The sequence below is a fragment of the Streptomyces sp. NPDC052052 genome, assembly GCF_040680455.1.
Lineage (GTDB): Bacteria > Actinomycetota > Actinomycetes > Streptomycetales > Streptomycetaceae > Streptomyces.
The window spans coordinates 152,531-176,757 of the sequence record NZ_JBFAWU010000014.1 but is presented as its reverse complement, the minus strand read 5'-3'; the positions used below and the strand labels follow the sequence as shown (position 1 = coordinate 176,757).

Genomic DNA, 24,227 nt, shown 5'->3' with positions numbered 1-24,227 from the left:
CGGAGGAGGTCAGAGGCGGGCCGGGCCGGGTGCACAGACGGCCGGGCCAGGTGCACGGGCGGCCGGCCCGAGCCGCTCGGCGAACACCTCGCCGAGCAGGCCCGCCACGGCGTCGGCGAACTCCCGTGGCCGCTCGGCCATCGCGAAGTGCCCGCAGCCGTCGTACATCGCGAGCCGCCCGTCCGGCAGTGCGGCGGCCAGCGCCCTGGCGTCATCGGGCGGCGCGGCGAAGTCCTCCGTGCCGGCCACGACGAGCACCGGCATGCGCAACGCCTGCACGTCCAGGCGCGGGCTGCGCAGATAGGCGCCGAAGAACTGCTGCCAGCCGTACGGGCCGATCCGCTCCCGCACCCTGAGCGCCATCGCGGACCGCAGCCCGGGCGAGATGCGGTCGCCCGCGCCGATCCGCAGCCCCTCCTCCAGGATCCGGTGGAACCCGCTCAGGTAGTACAGGGCGTCGTCCCAGGTGAAGTCGTCGGGGCTGCGCCGGTGGAACGGCGCGACGGCGACGACGGCCCGCGGGCGGGCGCCGTCCGGGCGCCGGGCCACCGCCTCCAGGGCGGGCCCCGCGGTGAAGGAGTGCACGACGATCGCGTCGGCGCCGCCGGGCACGGCGTCCAGGGCCCGCGCGACATGGTCGGCCGGGTCGTCCCGCAGGCTCCACCGGGGGTCTCCCTCGGCGCCCCAGGGCAGCACGGCTTCCCACACCTCGACGGCGTCCGGTGCCAGGTCGGTGTACTCCTGCCACACCGAGGTGCTCCCGGCGAGCCCGTGCAGCAGCAGCAACCGCACCGGCCGGGTGGCCGCGCGGGCGGGTCGCCGGATCCGTACCCCGGCCGCCCGCCGACCGCCGGACCCGAACAGTCCGCGGCCGGGCGCGGTCCGCTCCGGGGGCGTCACCACACACCCCCGCCCACCGGCGCGGGCACGGCCGCAGGACGGGTGAGCAGCAGCGCGGCGCTCGCGTCGTCGCCGCCCGCGTCGCCGGTGCCCGCACTGGCCAGCACCGCCTCGTCGGCGTCGCCCGCCCGCCCGTCGAGCCAGACGGCGGCGGACGCGCACTGCAGGACGCCGAGGGCGCCGGACGCAGGACCCTGGTGTTCGGTCAGATCGTGGACGGGGACTCCGCAGGCGCCGGCGCCGAGCGACGGTGCCGGGGAGCGGATGCCCTCGGGGTGCTCGGGCACGCACCACAGTCCGATGGATCCGGGGCGCCTCGCGCGCACCGCCGAGACCGCGTCGGCGTGCCGGGGGCGCCGGGCGTAGGGCCCCACCGCGGCCAGCGGCCGCACGCCTCGCGCGGCCGCGGACGCGGCCGACTCGACGACGAGCGCGACCGCCCCGTCGAACAGCGCGGGCACGTCCCCGGCCCGCTCCTCCGCGCTGCCCGTGACATGGCGGACAGCAGGGTTGTCCGGTTCCACGCCCAGGACGAGCATCCGTTCCACCCGGCCGGAGGTGATGAGCAGCCGGGCCCAGTCCACGGCGTCCAGACCTGAGGTCGGCCCGTTGCACAGGGTCAGATTGGCGCCGCGCAGCCCGTGCGTGATGGCCACCCAGGACGCCACGACGTTGCTGGAGGTGGCGGGCAGCATCATCGGGCTGGTGCCCAGATAGGTGTGCTCGGCGATCGTCTGTACGGTCTCGCAGACGGTGTCGGCGTTGCCGTAGTTGGTGCTGGCGCTCACCCCGACGCTCTCGCCCGGCACCGTCAGGTCGCCCGCCGAGTCGGTCAACCCGGCCTGCGCCAGGGCACCTTGGGCCGCCACCATGGCGAGCTTGGTGGCCCGGTCCTTGTAGCGCAGTCCGCGCCCGGTCAGCCGGGAGACGGGATCGGCGGCGTCCCGGTGTCCGGCGGGCAGCGGCCCCAGCAGGCCGGCCGGCCCGTCCAGGCCGCGCACCGCGGTGCCCAGCCCCGTGATCACGACCTCGCTCGTGCTCCGGCTCATCGGTCCGTCCCCTCTTCTCGGCCCTCGTCGACCCGCTCCACCACGGCGACGGCGTTGAGCCCGCCGAACCCGAAGGAGTCGATCTGCGCGAGCCGCAGCGGCTCGTCCGGCCGCACGGCCGTCCCGCGCACCAGCCGGAATCCGGCCACGGCGGCCACCGGGTCGTCGAGGTACACGGTCGGCGGCACGGTCCCGGTACGCAGCACGTCGACGGCCGCGACCAGGCTGTGCAGCCCGGACGCCCCGGCGGTGTGCCCCGTCATGGACTTGATGGCCGTCATGTACGGCGAGGGGTCGAGTCCGGCGAACACCGAACCGAGCGCGGCCGACTCGGCCTCGTCGTTCAGGGGCGTGCCCGTGCCGTGCAGCATCACCAGATCGATGTCGGCGGGCCGTACGGCCGCCCGATGGTGCGCCTCGTGCACGGCCGCGGTGATGCTCTTGGCGTCGGGCGCCGAGGGGTGGTGGGCGTCGCAGTTGACGGCGACACCGCGCACCCGGGCGTGCACCCGCGGGGCGGGTCCGGGCCCGTCGTCCTCCCGGCGCAACACCACGGCGACCGCCCCTTCGCCCTGCAGCATGCCGCGCCGCGCCTTGTCGAACGGCCGTACGCGGTCGGGGGCTTCGGGGTAGCAGCGGTCGAGCAGCCCGTAGGTGCTCTCGGTGATGGTGTCGACGCCGGCCACCACCACGGTGTCCGCCCGGCCCAGCTCCAGCAGGTCGGCACCCATGGCAAGGGCGTACAGCGAGGCGGAGCAGGCGTTGGCCACCGTATGGGTGTCCGCGGCGCCGAACCGCCGCCGCAGCATGGTGCCGAAGTGCAGATCGGCGGCGTCGAAGGGGACGCCGTCGCGCCAGGACAGCTCGACCGAGCGCAGCTCGCGCAGGGTCGTGCCGACCAGCACCGGCACCTGTGACAGGTCGTCGCCGAGTCCGGCATCGGCAGCGGCCTGCGCGACCGCCCGCTCCAGCCACCGGGTCGCCCTGAGGGGTTCGTCCACGCCGGGCGCCGGCCGGTCGTCGATCTCGTACGCCACCTGCGCCCGGAACTTCTCCCGGTCGTACCCCCGCAGGGGCCCCAGTCCGCTGCGCCCGGCCACCAGCGAGCCGAAGATCTCCTCGACGTCGGCGCCGACGCTGGCGACGGCGCCCATCCCGGTCACGATCAAGCTCATGCCGCGCTCCGGTAGGCGCCGAGGATGAGGACGGCGTTGTTGCCTCCGAACGCGAGCGCGTTGTTCTGCACCACGTTCAGCTCCGCCTCGACCGCCTCGTTGGGTACGCAGTCCAGCGCGCACTCGGGGTCGGTCTCGCGATGGTTGATCGTCGGGGGCACGAACCCCTCGGTGATCGCCAGCGCGCAGGCCGCCGCCGACACGGCACTGGCCGCGCCCATGCTGTGGCCGATCATCGACTTGATGGAGACGGTACGCGGCATGGCCTGCTCGCCGAACACCTGACGGATGGCGCCCGCCTCGGTGATGTCGTTGGCCTTCGTCCCGGTGCCGTGCGCGGAGACGAAGTCGATCTGATCAGGCGTCACCCCGGCGTTGCGATGGGCGATCCGGATGGTCCGGGCAATGCTGTCGCGGTCCGGTGCGACGGGGTGCAGGGCGTCACAGGCGAGCCCGTAGCCCAGCACCTCGGCATAGATCCGCGCACCACGGGCGAGCGCCGAGTCCAGGCTCTCCATGAGCAGGATCCCGGCCCCCTCCCCGGTGAGGATGCCCTCGCGGTCCTTGTCGAAGGGGCGGCACACCTCGGGGGCGACGGTGCCGAGCCGGTAGAACCCGGTGAACGTCTTGCGGCAGGCCGCGTCGGCGCCACCGCACAGGGCGATGTCGACGTCGCCGCTGCGCAGGGCGTCGTATCCGTAGCCGACCGCGTAGTTGCCCGCTGCGCATGCGGTCGGGATCGTCACGGCCTCCACGTCGGTCAGACCCAGCTCGCGCACGATGCCGGCCGACAACCGGCCCGCGGGAACGCGCCGGGCCACCGTCGGGTCGTACTCCGGGGCCGCGCCGGTGGGGTGCGCCGTGCTGCCGGCGACGAGCTGGTCCAGGTCGCGGGACTCGCCGTCCGTGGTGCCCACGGACACCAGGGAGCGGCGCGCCCTCACGTCTTCCTCGGTCAGTCCGGCGTCCTCGACCGCCATCCGCGCGGCCGCCACCGAGAACTGGCTCGCCCGGCCGAGCTCCTCGGGGTCCTGCCGGGTGATCCAGCGCCCGGGCTCGAAGTCGGTGACCTCGCAGCCGTTGGCGTGGGCGAATCCGGTCGTGTCGAACGCGGTGATCGGCTTGACGCCGCTGCGTCCTTCACGAAGCCCGGCGGTGAAGGCCTCGACGCCGATCCCGATGCTGGTGACCACACCGAGTCCGGTGATGACCACCCGGCGACCGGGGGCCTCGGGGCGCGGAGCCTGCGGCCCGCCGTGACCTCGCGTTTCTGTGCTGATCGAAGCATTCATCGAAGCTCACCCGTCTGGCGGTCGGAAACGGCGATCAGCGCTGGGCGGCTTCGGACACCACCACGTACACGCCCTCCAGGTTGACCATGCGGCTGAGCTCGGCCTGGTCGATGGTCACGTTCTGGGTCCGCTCCAGAGCGGCGAGGATCTCGATGGCGCGGAGCGAGTCCGCGTCGTGCTCCTCCTTGAAGAGGCTGGTCTCGGTGACCTCGTCCTCGTCGATCTCGAGAATGTCGCAGACGATCTCCTTGATCTCCTGCTTGCGGGCAGCGTCCAGGCCGTTCGTCAGGCTCACGTTGGTCATCTCGACTCCAATGGGATCGGTACCGGGGTCGGGCGACCCCGGCATCCAGGTGACGAGTCGAGAATGAGATCGGCGGCTATACGCGGCCTATACGGTGTCTGCGCCCGCCAGCCACCCCAGTTGAGCCGCCCGCAGCCCGGCCTGGAAGCGGCTGCGCGCACCGAGCCTGGTCATGAGTTCGGCCGTGATACGGCGCCCGGTGCGCACGGAGATCCCCAGCTTGCGGGCGACGACCTCGTCGGTGAGCCCCTCACCGAGCAGCCGCAGGATCGCCTGCTCCTGCGAGGACAACCCGCCCTCGGAGCGGTCGCGCTGGTGCAGCCGGCCGCGAGTGAAGGGCACGGCGCTCTCCCAGACACGCTCGAAGAGCTCACACAGGGCGTTGATGACGCCCGGCCCGTGCAGCACGAGCGCGCCGACGGCGGAGTCCTCCGGGTCCAGGGGCAGCACCGCATGGGCCCGGTCGAAGATCAGCATGCGGGAGGGCAGGGCGGCCGTGGTGCGCACCTCGTCCCCGTTGGCCTGGAGCCACCTCAGGTGTTCCACGGTCGCCGGGTCGTTGTGCGCGCTCTCCAGATAGACGGAGCGCATCGCCACACCACGCCGGGCCAGTTCCCGGCAGAGCGGCTGGCTGGCCTGCCGGCTGGCCTCGGTCTGCGGGCCGCCCGCGGCGAAGGTCAGCAGCTCGGACTGGCACTTCTCCGTCAGCTCCTCGATGCGGAAACGGATATCCGTGAGCCCTTCGAACCGTTCGATGACGGAACTGCGCAGATCACGCTGCGCCGCATTGTGGTCCTCGACCAGCCGGGCCACCTCCACGCGCGCCGCGTCCAACTGCTGCCGCCGCTGCAGAAGATCGTTCTCGTGATGCGTCATCAATGCTTCGAGCGCGACTGCGGGGCTGACTGCCCGGAACCTGTCGGGCGAACCCCAGTCCGGCTTCACCAGCGAAAGCCGAATGCACTCGTCGAGAACCGAACACGTCACTTCGGAATTCCACCCGAGGAATTCCCCAAGTTCATTCAGGTCGAAATTTGGATTCTTCAACAAAGATCGATACATCTCGGACACCCGCGGCGAAACACCCAATATACTCAGCACGCCAGCCCCCTCCTGGACTCCGAGTCATTGTGACCCAGCCCGTTCACGCAGGGGAAGTTGAAATGAAACCGCGGAGATCTCGCGCAACAACACGAAAGCCCGGCCCACGAACAGAACGTGGACCGGGCCCTTTTCAGCCAATGAGTCTCAAACTCATCCCCAGATCGGGTCCTGCGGGACGTCGACCTCCCCCTCCGAAGCGGGCTCCGCCCCCCAGATCGGGTCGTCCTCCGCCGCCACCGTCGCGACAGAACCACCCGTCTGCACCTGGGCCGTCGCGGCCGACGCACCCGCCACCCCCAGGGCCACGGCAAAAGGAACCAGGGCGACAGCAACGGCACGCAGCAGATTCCGCTTCACGGAAAATTCCCCCTCGACTGAGCTTAAAATTCACTCGGAATTCCGACCGACTTCCGCGCCGGCCGACACGTGAATCTTGCCGAAGTGGAGCACCGAAAAGCCATGACCGTTCAATTCAGGGAACTGCACTGACAGCATACTGACACCGGAATTGACGCCACCGTTTTTACCCTGTCGAATCCCTGTGCGCCGCAGACGGCGCCCCACCAGCAGATTCCCGCCCGGGCGGCGGCTCACGAACCCACACCGCCCGGCGCCGCTGCCTGCCATGTCGCTCCCGACGCCGACGCGACGCCCGACCGGTGCAGCAAGTTGCCAACCCCACCGGGGCCGTCGCCCTGGGCCGGCCCCTGCCCGCACGCTCCCCCGAGCCGATCAAGCGCATCGAGCGCCAACAAGAACTCTCGCCCCGCACCAAGAGGCTGCTACCGGAACTCCGCTCCGCGGGGCCACGGTCTCCCCGACAGTCCGATGCGCGCAGGGGCAGCAAACACCCCCGCCGGTCTGCAGGCAGCCCATGTGCAGTGGTCGGCGGAGGGAACGTGGGACGAACGCCACCCCTCGCCCGGACCCGCCTCGCCTGCTCCACACACACCCTGGCACCCCGAGCCGGCCCGACGCAGGAGCCAGTGATCACACACCGGCACCGATCCCACCCGACCCGCTACACTGTCCGCGGTGGCCCAGGCCTCATCGGCCTGCCCACCACCACCTTGTCGGCAGCGCGCCTGAAGCCACCGCCATTCGCGCGGGGTTTTGGACACGTTTTCCGACAGATCCCCGCCTTCGTAGCTCAGGGGATAGAGCACCGCTCTCCTAAAGCGGGTGTCGCAGGTTCGAATCCTGCCGGGGGCACCAGTTCAGAAGGGGGTCACCTCCGGATTTTCGGAGGTGACCCCCTTCTGACATCCAGATCTGACATCAACGGCGGCGATCACTGACGACCGGGACGCCTCCTCAGCAGCCGGTCCATGTGGCTCATGGCCTCCCGCTGCGTGTCCTGGACGACGTGCGTGTACACGTCCATGGTGATGCTGATCTGCGAGTGCCTAAGGATCTCCATCACGACGCGGGGCGCGACCCCGGCCGCCGTGAGGAGAGTGGCGGTGCCGTGTCGGACGTCGTGCAGCCGGATCACACGGAGGCCGGCGGATTCGGAGACCCGGGTGAAGGAGCGGTAGACGTTCCGCGGCTCGTGCCCCTGCGCTCCGTCTCCGTAGCCGGGGCGGTGGTTCGCGATGAACGGGCGCCTCCTGGCGATTTGCCGAGCCGACAACGGCACGTGGGAGCTCCCCGGCGGCGTGCTCGAACTCAACGAAACCCCGGAGGCCGGCGTAGCCCGCGAAGTCCGGGAAGAGACGGGCATCCCCGTCGACGTGGACGAACTCACCGGCGTCTACAAGAACACGACCCGAGGCATCGGCGCCCTGGTCTTCCGCTGCAAGCCCTCCGGCGGCGCCGAGCGCACATCAAGCGAGTCAACAGCCGTCTCCCGGCTCACGCCCGACGAGGTCAGCGAGCGCATGTCCAAGGTCTACACGATCAGACTCCTGGACGCTTTGGATGGCAACGGCCCCCACGCACGAAGCCACGACGGCAAGCACCTCATCCCAGCGGGATAAGACTTTCCCTACTTCATCAAGGCCCGCGCACGGCGCGGGCGCGCGCCGCCCCAGCGGCGCGGCCTGCCTCTGTCTTCGCCCCGGCTGGCCGCGCCAGGCGGCGCGCTCGGCGGCTGCGGGCATGAAGTGGGGGACACCCTCTATGGCTGGGGCGGTCGGCTCCACGGCTTTAGGCAGCCACTTTGGGGCGAGCCTCTAAGATCAAGGCCCCAACGTCGTGCTTTACCGGGCAGGTCCACAGACTGCCCGACTCGCCATCAGCTTACGGGGCCATGATCACTCGCCCCAAAGCAGCTCCAGCCCAAAGCCGCTCCGCCGACCTACAACTGTCACCCATTGACCGGTGAATCCGAAGCCGAATGGATAGTGTCGACTACGCGCTCAGAATGGATTTTTGTCCTGGGTTGGCGATTCGCTCGATTCAATAAGTCGAACTACCAGAACGGGGTTCACTGAGGAGATAGTCGCAATTACTGTGCTAATCCGAACCGGCCGCGATTTCGCGCAAACAATCAAGGTGTTGTCGTACGACACAGCTTTCAGGGTGATGCAAACCAAAGGCCTCTTCTGTGTGAACTGAAAGTACCTTGAACGTGCTGATCGCTCGGTCCATGTCTCCAACGAGCATGTAATGGGAGCCGAGTTGGTAACGCGCGGTCAGAGTTTTGTGATGGTGGCATCCCAAAATCCTCTCCGTGTCAGTTACGAGCGCATCGAGTATGGTGATGGCCGAGTCAACATCATCCGCATCTGCATAGGCTGATGCAAGCGTATAGCGAACATTGAGCGTGTTCGGGTGTCTTGACCCCATCACCTCTTCGTGATCAGCCAGTGTCGCTTCGAGCAATATCAGAGCCTGCTCCGCCTGACCTGAAACTTGGTAAGCGCGCGCGAGATTGTGCCGAGCATTTAGGGTTCTGGGATGCCGCGGTCCCATCACTTCTTCGTGGTCGGCCACGACCGACTCCAACAGCGTTGAGGCCTGCTCCGCGTCACCCGCGTCCAGATGGCTGTACGCCAAAGAGTGCCGAGCATCCAGGGTGCTGGGGTGCCTCGGCCCCATCAACTCTTCCCTATCGGACAGCACCGACTCGGACAACGTCAAAGCCTCTGCTGTTTCACCCGCAATCTGGCAGGCGTCTGCCAGGCTGCTCCGGGTGGCTACGGTATGCGGGTGCCTTGGCCCCATCACCTCTTCCTGCTCGGCCAGCACCGACTTGAACAACGTCAAAGCCTGCCCGAAGTCACCTTCGAGCTCGTACGCATCTGCGAGGTCACTTTTCGCCATTAGGGTGTTTGGGTGGCGTGACCCATGCACCTGCTCGGTATCAGATAGCAAATCCTTGAACATGGGAACGGCGCGGCCAGCGTCCCCTATTTCTCTGTACACAGCCGCCAAATTTCTGCGCACAGTGAGAGCCACAGGAGCTATCTCGCCATGCATCCTTACCAAGGCATCCGTGGCTCGCTGGGCGAGCCTCAAAGCACGATTTCCCTGACCCTCCACTTTTAGAAACTGACTGGCACTGAAACAGATCAGGCCTGTGATTTCAGTATCGTCATTCGGGTCGGCGTGCTCGACGAGAGACTCAATGTGAGGAACTATCTTCCTCCACTGCTCCCATGTGGTGACGTCGGTCTGCGGGTTGCGATCTGGGAGGGCGGCAGCCAGGACGTCCGTGGCGATACAGAGCGCGCGATGAATGGCGCCAACACTGCGGTGCGGGTCGTGTTCAGAGGGAGTGCGGGCGAGGGCTTGGACGACTCGATGAACTGAGACGGTGTCTGCGGTGGTAGTCACCATGCTGAAATCAGCCAGCAAAGCGAGCTGTTCGTCAGCTCGGAAGGGTGGATCCGTCAGCAAGGCGAGAAGGTCACGAGAAACCCCTTCCGAAGCAAACCAAGCAAGCACCTGAAGAGTCTGCACCACCTCGGGATCTCTATCCGCGAGGACGTCCAGGGTGACGCGCCAAGTCCGAGCGATGGTGATTCCGTGCGGATCGCCGTGGCCAGAAGATTCCAAGAAGTGGTTTGTGTAGGAGCGATAATGCTCCAAGTACTTAGCATGAGGCCATCGCAGCCGGCGGATGTAGGTGCCAGCGTGCTCCAGCGCCAATGGCAGGTGTCCCAGTTCCTCCGCAAGTCTTGAGGCATCGGGATCATCCTGGCTAAGAGTGCGCAGCAAGGCGACAGAGGATGGCGGATCAAGAACATCAAGGTGGATCGGGTTGCGGCAGGTGAGTGAATTCCACCCATTAGTGCGGCGCGTGGTAATCACGCAATCGCTTCGATCGAGGCGGGCGAGATATGGAGCGAGAACGTCAGGTTGGCTAGCGTTGTCGAAGATTAACAGGCTGGAGCTTTGGGTTTGGAGCCAGGCTAGAGCCCATTCAGCGGAGAATTCCTCTGGGAGGTGACCGATATTTAGGCCAGGATTGAGGCGCAGCGTAAGCTGTGTGAAGGATTGCGTAAGCGCCTCTGGAGTTTCGGCATTCAGCCACCAAACAATCGGATAGGCATCTCGCGCGACCGCCTCGTGCGCGCAATGCAAAACCAAGGCAGTTTTGCCGATCCCACCCAACCCCGAGACCATCTGGGTCACTACATCGCCAACGCGACGACCCTCCGGACATAGAGCGGACTTCAGTTGCTCTAGCTCAGCAACGCGACCCACAAACGTATTCAGCCGAGGCCGTGGAAGATTATGAATTCGCTCGCGGGGAATTACCTCTTCGACGGGCGGCAGTGTGACCGGCATCACCGCGTCCCCCGCTAGGACGGAGCCATAGTTCACTCCGATTGCCGGAGAGCGGTCACCAGAAGTCTGGGCTGTAAGTCGTGTGCCATGGACTTCGGGCTGATCTGCGGTCACTGCTGCCTCCAATCTGAGTACCGCCCATCGCCAGTCTGGATGGTTCCGTAATTGGTGTGCACGGCAGGCGACCGCTCTCCTGAAGTGCTCACCGCTACAGTTGACGGGGCAGGTGGGCGCGCCCACCCAGCAACCTCAGCGGCCAATTCTGGTTCGGCCTCCAACAAGCGCTGCAAATGCAACCGCATCCACGCTACGCGACCCTCACCTGGTGGGATCTGGTTCGCCTCGATCACCGCACGCTCCAACTCCACCTGTGCTGTGCTCGGGCTCTCTTCAACCTCACCTTGCCCCGTCAGCCGGCGAAGCACTCGTTGTCCAAACGACACTGTGGCATCTGCTGCGTCTGTCTGAACTCGTGCCAGCACTGAACTTCCATATGCAGCGATCGCAGCTGTTACATACGGCGTCAGAGCTTGTGCGTTGTCTGCCGCACTCTCCCACATCGTGTCCCCCTCAAAGCCACAAGATGCCGCCCTTCCCTGGGCGACACCCTCCACACGCTACCGCTGAGCCCACGGCTCATGCGGGCTTGGTGCTCAACGGATCGCTCAGCTTGGCTCGTGACGGGTCGCCAACAGCCTAAATTACAAGGCGCGTTGATCCGTAGCCTCGTGGACTACCAGCGAAGACGCCCCACTTGACGAGCGGCTGGGGGCTATATATCTAGTGTCTTTGGCTGGGCCGCAAGGCTCCTCCGGGACTGTGCGTGCGTCGTGGTACTGCTGAGTGCAGTGGTGGCCCGCCTGACATCCGCGACTGACATCAATGGCGATGGATGTGAGTGGGCTTCAAGGCCCGTTCGTGGAGTAGAGACGCCCGCCCAGGCATGGCGGCCCACTCTCTTAGTCGAACTTGTAAAGCGGTTGTCCCACTCGGCCCAGCTCGAACGGGCTGGCCCCCTCCACGGCGGGCCGACGCTGGGGGGAAGCAGCAGCTGGCCGACGCGAGCCGTGGTGATCGTACGGCGGGCACATGCTTGAGTACACCGCAGTTATGCAAGACAGGCGCACCAGAAGCGCACCAGTCGGGGCAGGCAACAGCGGTCAACGACGGTGTCTGGGCAGCGGACGCTGGCGGGGCATCAGCCGCTCTTTCTGCTGGTCAGCGACCACATCAACCATAAATGGTCAGTGATTCCCAAGCTCAGAGCGCGCACGTCGGCTATCCGAATCGGCAGACACGGGCATAAAGGTATCGAATCACGTGACCGAACTGTTCAGATGCGGGCGTACGGCCGCCGCAAACTCCTCGCGCGCCCGCCGCACTGTAGATAGCTCTGTGTTCCAGTCGAACTGAGGAAGACCGGGATCCCTAAGGCATCCTTCAGCACACATGGTCAGGTTTACGCATGCTCTTTCCACTCTGTGCGCGGCGCTGGCAACCTCGTCCGTACCGTACAGTTCGATCACGGCGAGAGTGGCTCGCATCTGCCTGAGAGTCTCATCGATGGCAGTTCCAATCTGCGCTTCGGCCCGCCAAGAGCGGATCCTGCGCAAAAAGCCTCGTCCACCCAGCGGCTCTCTCAAACAGTGCAGATTAAACGCCTGATTCTTCACCTCCAAAGTCAAGGCCAGGAATTCAAAGCATGCAGAACTTCTACCACCGCGTACCCACTCCATGTGAGCGGTATCCGCCTGGTGCCTAGCTGCTGCGCGGGAGGCGTCAGCCTGTGCTCGGGCACTGCGGGCTTGCGCAAGCGCTCCCGCAAACGCGAATCCCCCACCAATCGCGGCTCCTGCTAACGCCGCTATGACCTCGTTCATGTTGAACGATATTGCCGCATCCTGTGCCACAAGGAGCACGATTCGGCGAGAGTCATCCTGACGCTGTCATCTTCGGTGAGGAACGACATGAACGTCCAGGAGCCATCAGCGCGGTGGAGCAGTGTCTCTCGTAGCCGACGCCGTCGTGCTCAGCTTCCCAAGCTGATGGTTGGGTACCAGCCTTGACCCGATCGGTCGGTGCTGATCGGCTGAGCCCATGGCCACGGACCCCAGCGAGTACGACGAGGCAATGCCGATCGTGGCAGCCCTTCTTGCGAAGATCGAGCGAGCGGTTGACCGGACCCGTGCCTCACATGCGGGGCAGCCGTTCGCGGCGGTCCATCAGGCACTTGCCGAAGCGCTGCAAGACGAGGGCGCTCAACGTGTCGTGCCCCAGGTCGTCGACGAGTTGGTGCGCCAGATCTCTGGTGCAGCGACCGAGCCAAGAGGAGCGGCGGGGTGAGTGTCTGACTGCGTGACAACGCCCATGAACAACGGCGGACAAGCGCGGACGTCAACGAACCGCCAGTGCAGGTGAGAGTCACACCAGCCCAAGGCCGTACCCACATCCAAGTTGCTTCGGGACGAAGCGGTCCTCGGGCTGTCCAAGGTCAGCCACAGTCGGCAGACAACGCCAGAAGCCCACGGCGTCTGAGCTGGTCAGAGCCGTGGGCTTCTCTTGCTGTGCAGGTCAGCGGGAGCGTAGATCAGTGGGCGGGCTCAAGCGGTTCGCTCACCGCCAGAAGGTGGCCGCGGCTGGTTGCGACGCGGAGGACGTCCCGCAGAGCCCCGGTCAGCTCCTTGGCCAGGCGCCGCATTTCCTCAAGGGCCGCGTCCTGGTCGTCGAGGGCTTCGGAGGCCTGCTCCAGCAGTTCAGCCGCCGAGCCGAGTTGGGCTGCTTCGACGTTGTCCGCCAGGCGGGACACGTAACCGCCGCGGTCGTCGGTGCTCAGGTAGCAGGGCTTGTCTTCCGGACCCGACCACGGGAGGAGCCGCAGTTCGTTCGGCGCTGTCATCTATGGGTCTGCCTCTCATCGATCACGTGGTGGGTTGTGAAGACGGCATCGACGCGATCTCCCGGGAAGGCCAAGAGCGTGGCTTCGACGATGCGGCCGGTGGAGTCGGTGGCGATGCGGGTGATGGAGAGGACGAACGATGCCTGGCCGATGCGAAGGGCCGATGCTTCGTCCGGCGTCGGGGGGCGAGCGCGCAGCGTCTCTCGGAGAGCGGCCGGCGGCGGGCCGAGGACTGCGAATCTTGTGACTGCATCTCGGCACGTGGAGTCGTCATCGAGCAATCCGGCCGGGACCAGGTCGCGCGGCATGTAGATGCGAGCCAGGCCGTGCGGCGACTCACCCTCGTGGCTGAGGCAGGTGGTCTCCACGATGGGACTGCCCGTGGGCACCTTCAGCAGGGTCGTGAGGTGCGCTTGAGCCTGAACGGTGGTGCTGCGGACGGTGACGCGTAATGCCGGCTCGGCGGCGGTCCACGGGTCCAGGGCGCCCCAGCCGCCGACGTACAAGATCTTGCGGTGAGGGCGACGGGCGAAGTTTCCTTTGCCGTGGATCTTCTCTACGAGGCCTTCACCTTGGAGTACGGCGAGGGCTCTTCGCAGGGTCGCCGTGCTGACCTTGTACCGGTTGGCAAGGTCGGCTTCGGACGGAAGGCGTTCGCTGGGCTGAAGACGGCCTGCGGTGATCTGCTGCCGGAGGTCGTCGGCGATGTCGTGGTGGCGTGAGCGCATCGAGCCGGTCACCGCCTTCTCGGCATGCGCACGGCGACGAGCCGGGTACGCGCGTGCACGGTCAGCAGGTCCCCCGACTCGAATACCAATTGCTTCGCTCCCCGGGGAAGCTGGAAGAGGTCTTCCACCCGGCGGGCAGCGCCGCCGAGTTGGATGACGTCGCCGCGTCGGACGGTGGCCGCGGTGATCTCGATGCTGGAGACCAGCGCACCGCCGGAGGTCCAGGCGCTCACCGCGTCGCTTCCTTGGGCGCGGACGGGCCGGCAGGCGAGTGGCACGGGCAGTCACACGCTTCGCAGATCACCGGGAGGTCAACTGGTATCGGGACTGGGGAGGATTCCGTGCAGGAAGAGTGTGTGCCGATCCTGCAAGCAGTCGAGCGGTAGGGGACGGCCGAATTATCCGAGACGTGTAGCTGTCGACGAGGCGGCATCAGCAGCCCTCCGCGAGCAACGACCAGGAGCCCGGCGGCAGATGAGAAGCGGTGACCATCGAGCGTGCGCGAACACGTCTTTCTGACACCAGCACGTACGGGCGGACGAGTGCGACGTCCTCCCCCCTGAGTAAGTTTCGGTGGGGCGCCATGTCGATGGTTGCCCGTCCCAGGACAAGGGTCGACTCACCAACGGGCACGTGGGAGACGAGCTGGGACGCCGGAGGGCAGGAGGGCGTTAACGAGCGGCGGTGCCTGCTTCTTGAGAAGTACCGCGCCCTGGTGAGGGCGAAGGCGCGGCGGATACGGTTGAGCATGCTGTTCAGCTCCTATCGCTGATAGCTCGGTCCCCCGACATCGCCCGTCGTGGGGACCGCTTTGCGTACGACCGCCCATAAGGTGCGGCCGTTCAAGCTGCTGGCGAGGAGCCCGAATCGATCGGCCTCAGCCACCACATCCAGGACCTCCCGCCATGACTCGGCGGAGAGCGCATCGGGCACCTCCGCTTCCACCGCCGTGTGCCGGGGGTGTTCCTGCACCCGCGCGGGAAGCCCGAGGGCGGACAGCCGGGCGGCGAGGGCCGCCGCGCTAATTCCCAAAGCGGGCACAGGGCAGCCTCCGTCACCAGTGATCACTTTCAGTGAAGCTAGTTAACTAGATTAGATCTAGTGGACTAGATTTTCCATATGCCTGAGCAGCCGCCCTATCTCCGCATCGCCGACGAACTCCGGCGGCGGATCGCGGAGCACGTATGGGAGCCGGGAGACCGCCTCCCCTCCCGCGCCCAGATCGGCCAGGAGTGCGGCGTGGGCGAGAACGTGGTCCGCCGGGCGCAGGAGTTGCTGATCTCCCAAGGTGTGCTGGAGGGTCGTGCCGGGTCGGGCACCTACGTCGCCGAGCCCCGACATCGGGTGCGGGTGGTGCGGTCGTCGGCGCGTGAGCAACCGACCGGTTCACCCTTCCGGGCCGACATGAAGGCCGTGGGCAGGCAAGGGGATTGGGAGAGCCGGACGGACGCCAAGGTGCCGGCGCCTGCCGACATCGCGGCGCGACTCGGAATCTCTGAAAGCGAGCTGTGTGTCCGGACGAGGTATGAGTTCCTGGCGGACGGCAAGCCGGTGCAGTTGTCGATGAGTTGGGAGCCCTACGACCTCACCGCGGGCTCTCTCGTCGTTCTCCCCGAGGGCGGACCGTACGCGGGCGCAGGGGTCGTGAACCGCATGGCCGCGATCGGGATCACGGTGAGCCATGCCGTCGAGCAGCCAGAGCCGAGGCAGGCGACCGCCGAGGAGGCTTCACTACTCGGCATCCAGAAAGCCGCGCTCGTGACGCACATCCGGCGGACGTACTACAGCGACGACGGCCGGCCCGTTGAGACGGCGGATATCGTCGTGCCCGCCGCTCACTGCGAGATCGTCTACGAGATCCCGATCAACCGGTGATCGCGCCGTTTACAGCGAGACCCCCGACGGAATCCACTACAAGGGCCACAGCCCTGCTTCGCCCGTGCATCTTTCGAGTCTCCTGACTGCCAGTGTTCACAGTGCCTTCCACGGAGGAACGTGTCAGCCTGGCAGGTCAGGTCTTTGTGATCTTGCGGGATGGATGAGAGGAGAGACGGATGCGTCGCCACAGAGGGCCCCGGAAGGTCCCCGTGACTGCGACTGTGCGTGAGTGGAGGGACGAGGAGGGGTGGGGCGTGCTCGACTCACCCGAGACTCCCGGAGGGTGCTTCGGCCACTACGCCGACATTCAGGCGCCCGGCTTTCGCACGCTGTCACCAGGGCAAGAGGTCGATCTCATCTGGGAAGCGCCCGGCTTCAAGCAGGACGGTTACGACTACCGCGCGTTGAGCATCGTCCCCAGGACTGTCTGACATCCACACCTGACATCAACGGCGGCGAACGCCGCCATACCGAAGCAGCCACAGCCGGACCAACGACGAGCCGTTCAAGGCCGTTTCAGCACCCTGCACCACGCAGTGATCGAACTCCTAAAGCGGGTGTCGCAGGTTCGAATCCTGCCGTGGGCACACAGCGTCAAGCCGCTGACCTGGGATTTTTCCCCCAGGAAGGCGTCTTATTCGGCCTCGGACTCCTCGTCCGCCGCTCCCCCACTCCTCGCGGTCCTTGTCCTGCTGGGCGCGGTGCCGTGTGGACAGAGGAACGCATCCTCCATGGGAAGCGCACCGGCGAGAAGCCTTCACCGTTAACCCTGGGTCACGACTCCGAGAACGCCTTCACTTGCACACCGGTGTCACAGATACGCACCGTCGCCTTCTCGCCGCCGCTCGTCGTGAACGCGGGGCTCAGCGGCCGGGACTCACCTGGCGGGACGACATCGACGCCGGTGACGACGTCGCACTCGTCCAGGGTCGTGAAGGTGAGCGCGGCGGAAGCGGAATCCCCCGGAGCGAGCTTGACCTTCGCGGCGTCGGCGGTCGACCCGGCCCAGTCGACCGGAAGTTCCATCCGGCCGGCCGTACCGACGAACATGAGGGACGGGAAGCCGCGCACCGTGCAGGAGTCGCCCCCCTTGTTGGTGATCACCACCGAGGACTGGCCTCGACCTGTGCTGACGGCCGTGGCTTTCAGATCCTTTGTACGGCAGTGATCGGCGGCGGGGCTCGGCAGGGAGTCCGCCCCGTAGAGCACCCCGGCCGACGGGGGCGAGGAACCACCGTTCTGCGACTGGCCCTTGGACCCAGTACTCGACGAGCTGGAAGCGGAACCGATTTCGGGGCGGGTTCCGGCGTCGGACGACGAGGAGGACGCGGACGACGAGCACCCGGTCGCGCCGACGAGGAGCAGGACCATGACTGCGATCGGTGGTCGGCGCATGACTCCTGCCTGCTCTTCGAACGGATCGACCGTACTTCTATGTCGCACACGTGAGCGTATTGCATAGAATCCTCGCCGATCGCGTTCACTGGCGCTGCGGAGCGCGCGCCACCTTTGGGGGAAAGGCACGCGTGTGCGGCAGAGCAGCGACGACACGGGCACCAACGTGATACGCAGAAGGCGCTTTCTCGGCGTGGGAGCCGTCACGCTGGGCGCCGCCGGCGCGGTGACCACCGGTCAGCTGCTGACCGGGAACGCCTCGGCCTCCGTCGGCGGGTCGACCGCCACGGCCGGTGCCGGTACGTCGGTGAGCGGCTCGGTCTTCAAGCTGGGCGTCGCCTCCGGCGACCCGCTGCCGGGCGCGATCGTACTGTGGACCCGTGTGGTGCCCGCGAATCCGGGCAGCTCCGGCATTCTCCCCCCGACCGTCGCGGTGAGCTGGGAACTCGCCTCGGACAGCGCCTTCACCAAGATCCTCAAGAGCGGGACGGTGAACGCGACCAGCAGCCTCGGCTACAGCGTCCACGTCGATGTCACGGGCCTGTCCCCGGCCACCGACTACTGGTACCGGTTCAAGGCGCTGGGCCGCACCTCCCGCACCGGCCGGACCCGTACCGCGCCCGCCGCCGGCAGCAGTCCCGAGAACCTGCGCATCGCGCTGGCCTCCTGCCAGAACTGGGCGCACGGCTACTTCACCGTCTATCAGGACATGCGCGCGCAGAAGCCGGACCTCGTGCTGTTCGTCGGCGACTACATCTACGAGAGTTCCGCGTACTCGTATCGCGTACGCCGCCACGAGGGCTCGAGCGCGCCCGTGACGCTCGCCCAGTACCGGGCCCGCCATGAGCAGTACAACACCGACCCGGACCTGCAGGCGATGCGCGCCTCCGCCCCCTTCGTGGTCGTGTTCGACGACCACGAAGTGGAGCAGGACTGGGCCGGCGACATTGCCAACGACCCGGTGGCCTGGCCCACCGCCACGTTCTTGGCTCGCCGGGCGGCCGCCTTCCAGGCGTACTACGAGCACATGCCGATCCGTGTCGCACAGAAGCCCAGCGGCCCGGACGTCCAGCTGTACCGCAAGCTCGACTTCGGCACCCTGGCCCGGCTGCACGTCCTGGACACCCGGCAGTACCGCGACGACCAGGCGACCACGCAGGAGGGTGCTATGGCGGCCGGCCGGGTCATCATGGGCGACGCCCAGCGCGACTGGCTGGTCGGCAGCATGCGCAACTCGGGCAGGCAATGGAACCTGGTCGCCTCCCAGGTGATGATGGCCGAGACCGACTACCTGGCCGGTGTGGGCAAGGAGTGGTTTTACGACGCCTGGGACGGTTACCAGGTCGAACGCAACGCCCTGCTCGGCGACTTCCAAGACATCCGCAACCCCGTGGTGCTCTCCGGCGACCGGCACCGCACCATCGTCAGCGACCTCAAGCTGGACTACTCCGACCCGAACTCGACCGTTGTCGGCGCGGAGTTCGTCGGGACCTCCATCTCCAGCAACGGCGACGAGGATCTGGAAGCCTTTGCCGCCGAATGGGCACCCAAGCTGGCGGACAACCCGCACTGGAAGATGATCGACGCCCGGCGCGGCTATCTGCTCCTCGACATCTCGGCGGACGGTATCGAGGTCCAACTGCGGGCCATCTCGACGGTCGTTACCAGGGACGGCACGACCAGCACCGCGGCGACCTTCCGGGTGGAGGACGGGGTGCCGGGTGTGTACATGGTCGGTGCACAGACGGGTTCCTCGCAGAGTGCGAGCCCGGACGAGTCGGCGAGCTCGACGGACTCGCCCACACCGACAGAGACGGACTCGCCCACGCCGACGGAGACGGAGTCGCCCACGCCGACGGAGACGGAGTCGCCCACGCCGAGCGAGTCGGCCTCGCCCTCCGCCACCGAGTCGGCGAGCGACGCCGCGACGGACGTGTCGTCCACCGCTTCCACCGCCGACGTGACCACCACCCCCTGACCTTCCGGGAGAGAACGTGTTCACCACCCGATCCCGGCGTATCGACGGGAACCACAGACACCGGCGCCCCCTCGCCATGAAAGCGTCCGTGCTGGCGGGCATGGCGGCGGCGCTCGTGGCAGGCGTCCTCACCGTGCTGCCCGGCGACGCGGACGCGACAACCCCGGCGCGCGGCGACTTCGACGGGGACGGCACGTCCGACCTGGTCTACCGCAACGTGGCGGGCCAGTTGTACGTCAACACAGGCTCGGCCGAGACCATGGCGCTCGCCGCGGACGTGTCCAAGGTGAAGGACGTCCTGACCCCCGGCGACCTCGACTCGGACGGCGTCCAGGACGTCCTGACCCTCAGCTCCAGCGGCGTCCTGTCCTTCCACCCCGGCATCTACGCCCGCGTCCCCGGCGGCCTGGGCTCACGCCGCACGGTTGCGACCGGCTGGCAGATCTACAACAAGGTTGCCGCGCCGGGGGACATGAACGGCGACGGCAAGGCCGACCTGCTCGCCCGCACGCCCTCCGGAACGCTCTACTACTACCCGGGCCGGGGCACCGGCGCCTTCGGCAGTCGCGTGAAGATCGGCACCGGCTGGCAGCAGTACGACGAGCTGATCGGTGCCGGCGATCTGAACGGCGACGGCATCGGCGACCTGTTGGCCCGCACCCCGGCCGGCGTCCTCTACCGCTACCTGGGCAAGAAGGGCGGCACCTTCAACGCCAAGGTCAAGGACTCCAGGACGGAGTGGGCGTCGTACAACCAGATCATCGGCGGCGGCGACTGGGACGGCAACGGCAAGACCGACCTGCTGGCCCGGGACTTCTCCGGCAACCTGTGGTTCTACGCCGGCAACGGCAAGGGCACCTTCGCCGCCCGAGCCGCCCGCAGCAAGGGCTGGGGCAAGGCCACCCAGTTCGCAGGCGCGGGCAACAACCCGCACTTCGGCAAGTACGGGATCATGGCCCGTACGTCGGCGGGGTCCGTCTACAGCTACGAGGTCACCGGCACCGGTGCGCTGACCAACAAGCTCCTGGTCGGTTCGTCGTCCTGGCCGACGTCCGCCACTCGTCTCGCCTACGCCTCCTCCCTCCGGGACAACGGCCTGGCCGACCTGGTCGTCCAGTCCGTCTCCAGCGGCCGGCTCAGCAACCCGGCCTTCTACGCCCTCTCCGACCCCAAACTCGCCACGGGTTCCACCTCCTACAGCCGGATCGTCGGTCCCGGCGACCTGACCGGTAACGGCAAGGGCGACATCCTGGCCGTGACGAGCGGCGGAACGCTCTACCTCTACGCGGGCGACGGCACTGGCACGAACGTCGCCGGCCGGGTGAAGATCGGCACCGGCTGGCAGAAGTACAACACCCTGATCGGCGGCGGCGACTTCACCGGCGACGGCCGCCCCGACCTCCTGGCCCGCGACGCCTCGGGCGCCCTGTGGCGCTACGCGGGCACGGGCAACGCCTCAGCCCCCTTCTCGGCCCGGGTCAAGATCGGCACCGGCTGGCAGCAGTACAAGAAACTCTTCTCCCCGGGCGACGCCAACGGCGATGGCAAGGCTGACCTCATGGCCACCAACTCCTCCGGCGCTCTGTACTTCTACGCCGGCACCGGCACCGGCACCTTCAAGTCACGGGTGTCGAAGGCGACGAGCGGGTGGAGCAGTTGGTCGGACCTGCTGTGACGCTGGTGTGAACGACGGGCCTTGTGAGACGGGCCTCAGGCCGTGTGCGCAACCACTGTGCCCAACCCGTCGGCCCGCCCCTCCGTGACCGCGCCGACCGCGGAGAGATGAATCGGTCGGTGCGCCACAGCCACTACCCACCGGCGGAGACCGCACCGAGAACGAACACACCGACGAGACAGGGCCAGATCACGCTCCAGAAGGCCACCAGGAGGACGGCGCTCACGCCCCCGGTGACAGCGCCAGTCTTGAGCCGCCGCTGGCGGCGCTTACGCGCAGCCGAACCCGCCGCTTCCGTGCCACCGCCATGGCCCTCCCTTTGGGCCAGCACAGCAGGATCAAGAAGGCCGCTTCGAACCGTAAGGGCGCCGATCAGCCAATGTCTGACAAGCAGCGCGTCGCGTGCCCATCTCTATGGGTACGGCTCGTTCACTGGCGACAGCGCCGGTGACGCGGCCGGGCACGCCGCTTCCTGCCCGTCCCGGCCGCATCACTACAGGTGGGCAGCTGGGCGACATGGAGGTGTTGGCCGGACGGGGCAACGATCGGGCCGGTTCAGCAGTCGTAGGGAGTGACACAGGTCGGTCTCCTGCGCTCGCCACCAACTGCTCGTGCGCGCGGTGTGGTTGGTGGGACTGACATCCCTGGGAGGATTTATGAGCCGCTTCGCCGCACCACCTGGCAACAGACAAAGAGGCGGGCGCGACATCGCCCCGCCCATCGCCGCCGCACGCGCCATACGGCGCAAGCCCGTCGGTCGCGCCACAAGCCGCGGGGTCGTGGTGGGGGCCGTCGCCGTTTTGCTGGCGGGGGTCGGCACCTCGGTCGAGGCCGCGTCCGTTACCGCGCCCAGCGAACCGGTGGTCAGCGGTGCCACCATCAACTCCGGACATGACGTCATCGTGGGTATCACGCACAACGTGCGGTTCTCGGTCACAGTCACCGGATCGGATGACTCCGGTCTGTCCTTCGCCGATGTGGATCTGAAGGGGCCGCACGGCGGTTTCTACACCACCGATGCGTACTGCAAGACCGCGACGGCATGCACGACGGTGTTCACCGTCAATGCTCACCCGGCTCCGGGCAGCGACGACCCAGTGGACCTGGCCAACACCAACGCGGGAACATGGTCGGTCGACGCCTTGGTCGACGCCAACGACGGCGATTCCGTATTTGCCCCCGGCGTGGGGTCTTTCGGCCTCAAACGTGCCGCGCGGCTCACGGTCAACGCCTCACCGGAACCGGTGACCAAAGGCGCTCGTATCACCGTCACCGGCAAGCTCGTGCGGGCCAACTGGGACACCTACCGGTATGCGGGATACGCGGGCCAAGCCGTGAAACTGCAGTTCCGCCCGAAGAACAGCAGCACCTACACCACGGTGGCCACGGTGAAGACCAGCGGCACCGGCAACCTTCGCACCACGGTCAAGGCAGTCAAGGACGGCTACTGGCGGTGGAACTTCACCGGCACCAAAACCACCGGCCCGGCCAAGGCCACCGGCGACTACGTCGATGTGCGTCCCTGATCCGGCAGGCACCACCATGAGCGGCCGATGTGGCCCGGCCTTGGAGGGATTCGGGTCGTCCTGACACCACTTGGACTCCCCAGTCCAGCCACAGAGGGGCCCCGCCTACGGCGGGTCCCCTCTCTTTGAAGGAGTCTCATCTTGATCGTTCCTTGGTCAGGAAAAGACGTCCGATGCTGGCGCATCGGCGCTCGAAGTCCGTCGGCCAACAGCCACCCTCGACCAAGAAGACGGGGGACTGGGAATGCCTCACAGCGGCGACGGCCGAGACAGGGCCGCAGGTCAGGACGGGTACGGTCCGCGCCGGACCCCCATACGGACATGTGGAGCGCGTCTTGGGGGGTTTGGTGTCGAGGTGTCCGCGCCATTGCCTCCTGTGCGGGATGACTGGCTGCCAGCCGCGCCGTTGTTCCAGTCCGCGGGTTCCGTGCGCGCGCGATGCGTACGCGGACGGTGCGGCAGGTGTCATGAGCGAGACGGGGTGCGAGGCCGTAGGCCTGATCAGGCCGAACAGCACCCTGCAGCAGCCTCTGGCATTGTTCACGTTCTGGCGCACATTCCGTGAGGGGCTGACTGGCCATAATGTCGACCTCCTATGACCAGCGGTGAGAGGCTGATGTGAGCCAGTATTACAAGTTGGGCGACCGAACCCTGTGGAATCCGTCCAACGGGGCGTCGCGGCTGTTCATGAGCCATGTCACCCTCTATCAAGTTGAGGTGGGGCTGCCATCCGGCATCGGCTGCATGGAAGCCGATGAGTGTCAGATCGACCCCATCGCATTCGCAGCGTTCGTCGACGCCCTGCTCGCCTGGCATAGCAAAACCAGGCACGCCGTCATGGCCACCCTGTCCGAAGGGTTCGTTGCCACGGTGCTGGCCTTGGCTGAAGGAGCGAACATCGAGGTGAGCTGGCAGGCGGCAAAGCGCGCCGAGAACCACTATCTCAAGACGGCTTCGGATCCCCGTGCAAAGGAGTGGACAGCCGCACTGCAGCAGAAGTCACTGGAGCTCGTTCGACACGTGGCGCCCTGAGTCTCATCTGCCAGCACCTCTGGCGGCTCGGGAACGTGGCCCTACGTGTAGAGCAGGACACGCTTGCGGAGGAGATCGAAGCCGGCGTGTCCGAACATCTGGCGCTTGAGCGTCTTGATTCGGTTGACGTGTCCTCCAACAACGCCAGAACTCCAAGGCCGAATGCAGCCGGCGATGACGGGGTTGCGGTCTCGGTCGATGCCTGTGGCGAGGCTGTGGAGACTGGGCAGGTCGTCCTGGCGGACGGCGTCGAGCCACTGCGAGAGCCGCTCGCCCTGGCACTCGGTGAGCATCCGGGCGAAGGACCACACGTGACCGGCGAGTGCTTCGAGCTCGGGACACTCGGCCAATACGGTCTTGAGCCGCAGCTTTTCGAGCTCTGTGAGGGTCTCCGAACAGCCGAGAATCCATCGTGCCGGCCCAGGGCGTCAGGGGCGCTGTACAAGCGACGCGCTCCACCTCGACGCCCTGAACCACGCCCGCTCCACGGTGTGTGGGTCGAAGGCGGGCGGGATGGGAGCTGGGGTGAGTGGCCGGTCGAGCAGGAGTCGGCTTGCT

The 24,227-nt window shown here is 67.0% G+C and carries 22 protein-coding genes, 1 tRNA gene and 2 pseudogenes; 9 read left to right on the top strand and 16 right to left on the bottom strand.

The window, feature by feature from the left end:
- Positions 1-9: 9 nt before the first annotated feature.
- The 8 genes from AB0L71_RS18975 to AB0L71_RS18940 all read right to left on the bottom strand — a co-directional run bounded on the left by AB0L71_RS18975 (position 10) and on the right by AB0L71_RS18940 (position 6,451).
- Complete coding sequence (locus tag AB0L71_RS18975; RefSeq protein ID WP_365243958.1) at positions 10-903, bottom strand: alpha/beta hydrolase; 894 nt, start codon at positions 901-903, stop codon at positions 10-12.
- Entirely contained in the window at positions 897-1,949 is a 1,053-nt protein-coding gene (locus AB0L71_RS18970) for a beta-ketoacyl synthase N-terminal-like domain-containing protein (protein WP_365243956.1), read from the bottom strand. The genes AB0L71_RS18975 and AB0L71_RS18970 overlap by 7 nt, the downstream gene beginning before the upstream one ends.
- The gene (locus tag AB0L71_RS18965) at positions 1,946-3,124 is read right to left on the bottom strand and encodes a beta-ketoacyl synthase N-terminal-like domain-containing protein (protein ID WP_365243954.1); all 1,179 of its coding nucleotides are present in this window, start codon (positions 3,122-3,124) and stop codon (positions 1,946-1,948) included. Before AB0L71_RS18965 ends, AB0L71_RS18970 begins: the two co-directional genes overlap by 4 nt.
- Positions 3,121-4,416, bottom strand: a complete 1,296-nt coding sequence (locus tag AB0L71_RS18960; protein WP_365243952.1) for a beta-ketoacyl-[acyl-carrier-protein] synthase family protein — start codon at positions 4,414-4,416, stop codon at positions 3,121-3,123. The genes AB0L71_RS18965 and AB0L71_RS18960 overlap by 4 nt, the downstream gene beginning before the upstream one ends.
- 34 nt (positions 4,417-4,450) lie before the next feature.
- Positions 4,451-4,720 (bottom strand): acyl carrier protein, encoded by a 270-nt coding sequence (locus AB0L71_RS18955; protein WP_365243950.1) that lies wholly within the window; start codon positions 4,718-4,720, stop codon positions 4,451-4,453.
- An 87-nt stretch (positions 4,721-4,807) separates the two neighbouring features.
- Entirely contained in the window at positions 4,808-5,596 is a 789-nt protein-coding gene (locus AB0L71_RS18950) for a helix-turn-helix transcriptional regulator (RefSeq protein WP_365243948.1), read from the bottom strand.
- Between the two features lie 378 nt (positions 5,597-5,974).
- A complete protein-coding gene (locus AB0L71_RS18945) occupies positions 5,975-6,181 on the bottom strand; it encodes a hypothetical protein (protein WP_365243946.1) in 207 nt (68 codons plus the stop codon).
- A gap of 30 nt (positions 6,182-6,211) precedes the next feature.
- Complete coding sequence (locus AB0L71_RS18940; RefSeq protein WP_365243944.1) at positions 6,212-6,451, bottom strand: hypothetical protein; 240 nt, start codon at positions 6,449-6,451, stop codon at positions 6,212-6,214.
- A gap of 512 nt (positions 6,452-6,963) precedes the next feature.
- On the opposite strand from AB0L71_RS18940, the gene AB0L71_RS18935 reads away from it, so the two are divergent.
- Positions 6,964-7,039, top strand: a tRNA-Arg gene (locus tag AB0L71_RS18935).
- Positions 7,040-7,115: 76 nt separating this feature from the next.
- Here the strand turns inward: AB0L71_RS18935 and AB0L71_RS18930 are convergent.
- Positions 7,116-7,376 (bottom strand): annotated as a pseudogene (locus AB0L71_RS18930) (tyrosine-type recombinase/integrase); the annotation flags it as partial.
- Positions 7,377-7,419: 43 nt separating this feature from the next.
- Between AB0L71_RS18930 and AB0L71_RS18925 the strand changes: the two are divergent.
- Positions 7,420-7,803 carry an NUDIX domain-containing protein gene (locus tag AB0L71_RS18925; protein WP_365243942.1) on the top strand — a complete coding sequence of 128 codons (384 nt, stop codon included), beginning with the start codon at positions 7,420-7,422 and terminating at the stop codon, positions 7,801-7,803.
- 478 nt (positions 7,804-8,281) lie between these two features.
- On the opposite strand, the gene fxsT is transcribed toward AB0L71_RS18925, so the two are convergent.
- Entirely contained in the window at positions 8,282-10,675 is a 2,394-nt protein-coding gene (fxsT, locus tag AB0L71_RS18920; RefSeq protein ID WP_365243940.1) for an FxSxx-COOH system tetratricopeptide repeat protein, read from the bottom strand.
- A gap of 1,983 nt (positions 10,676-12,658) precedes the next feature.
- Between fxsT and AB0L71_RS18915 the strand changes: the two genes are divergently transcribed.
- On the top strand, positions 12,659-12,904 hold the full coding sequence (locus AB0L71_RS18915; RefSeq protein WP_365243938.1) for a hypothetical protein: 246 nt from the start codon (positions 12,659-12,661) through the stop codon (positions 12,902-12,904).
- 244 nt (positions 12,905-13,148) lie between these two features.
- On the opposite strand, the gene AB0L71_RS18910 is transcribed toward AB0L71_RS18915, so the two are convergent.
- From AB0L71_RS18910 to AB0L71_RS18895, 4 genes are all read right to left on the bottom strand, one after another.
- On the bottom strand, positions 13,149-13,457 hold the full coding sequence (locus tag AB0L71_RS18910) for a hypothetical protein (protein ID WP_365243936.1): 309 nt from the start codon (positions 13,455-13,457) through the stop codon (positions 13,149-13,151).
- Complete coding sequence (locus tag AB0L71_RS18905; protein ID WP_365243934.1) at positions 13,454-14,197, bottom strand: GntR family transcriptional regulator; 744 nt, start codon at positions 14,195-14,197, stop codon at positions 13,454-13,456. The genes AB0L71_RS18910 and AB0L71_RS18905 overlap by 4 nt, the downstream gene beginning before the upstream one ends.
- On the bottom strand, positions 14,194-14,418 hold the full coding sequence (locus AB0L71_RS18900) for a hypothetical protein (RefSeq protein WP_365243932.1): 225 nt from the start codon (positions 14,416-14,418) through the stop codon (positions 14,194-14,196). Before AB0L71_RS18900 ends, AB0L71_RS18905 begins: the two co-directional genes overlap by 4 nt.
- A gap of 529 nt (positions 14,419-14,947) precedes the next feature.
- The gene (locus AB0L71_RS18895) at positions 14,948-15,226 is read right to left on the bottom strand and encodes a hypothetical protein (protein ID WP_365243930.1); all 279 of its coding nucleotides are present in this window, start codon (positions 15,224-15,226) and stop codon (positions 14,948-14,950) included.
- 78 nt (positions 15,227-15,304) lie between these two features.
- Here AB0L71_RS18895 and AB0L71_RS18890 point away from each other — a divergent pair, with 78 nt between their 5' ends.
- Positions 15,305-16,060 carry a GntR family transcriptional regulator gene (locus tag AB0L71_RS18890; protein WP_365243928.1) on the top strand — a complete coding sequence of 252 codons (756 nt, stop codon included), beginning with the start codon at positions 15,305-15,307 and terminating at the stop codon, positions 16,058-16,060.
- A 179-nt stretch (positions 16,061-16,239) separates the two neighbouring features.
- The gene (locus tag AB0L71_RS18885) at positions 16,240-16,494 is read left to right on the top strand and encodes a cold shock domain-containing protein (protein WP_365243926.1); all 255 of its coding nucleotides are present in this window, start codon (positions 16,240-16,242) and stop codon (positions 16,492-16,494) included.
- 343 nt (positions 16,495-16,837) lie between these two features.
- Here the strand turns inward: AB0L71_RS18885 and AB0L71_RS18880 are convergent, their stop codons facing one another.
- Positions 16,838-17,458, bottom strand: a complete 621-nt coding sequence (locus tag AB0L71_RS18880; protein ID WP_365243924.1) for a DUF4232 domain-containing protein — start codon at positions 17,456-17,458, stop codon at positions 16,838-16,840.
- 133 nt (positions 17,459-17,591) lie between these two features.
- Here AB0L71_RS18880 and AB0L71_RS18875 point away from each other — a divergent pair, with 133 nt between their 5' ends.
- From AB0L71_RS18875 to AB0L71_RS18860, 4 genes are all read left to right on the top strand, one after another.
- Positions 17,592-19,436 carry an alkaline phosphatase D family protein gene (locus AB0L71_RS18875; RefSeq protein ID WP_365243923.1) on the top strand — a complete coding sequence of 615 codons (1,845 nt, stop codon included), beginning with the start codon at positions 17,592-17,594 and terminating at the stop codon, positions 19,434-19,436.
- Positions 19,437-19,452: 16 nt separating this feature from the next.
- Complete coding sequence (locus tag AB0L71_RS18870) at positions 19,453-21,111, top strand: VCBS repeat-containing protein (RefSeq protein ID WP_365243921.1); 1,659 nt, start codon at positions 19,453-19,455, stop codon at positions 21,109-21,111.
- A gap of 656 nt (positions 21,112-21,767) precedes the next feature.
- A complete protein-coding gene (locus tag AB0L71_RS18865; RefSeq protein ID WP_365243920.1) occupies positions 21,768-22,637 on the top strand; it encodes a calcium-binding protein in 870 nt (289 codons plus the stop codon).
- Positions 22,638-23,255: 618 nt separating this feature from the next.
- Positions 23,256-23,669: a DUF6086 family protein gene (locus AB0L71_RS18860; RefSeq protein ID WP_365243918.1), complete on the top strand. Its 414-nt coding sequence runs from the start codon at positions 23,256-23,258 to the stop codon at positions 23,667-23,669.
- Between the two features lie 41 nt (positions 23,670-23,710).
- On the opposite strand, the pseudogene AB0L71_RS18855 reads toward AB0L71_RS18860, so the two are convergent.
- Positions 23,711-24,085: pseudogene (locus AB0L71_RS18855) on the bottom strand (transposase); the annotation flags it as partial.
- Between the last annotated feature and the right edge of the window lie 142 nt (positions 24,086-24,227).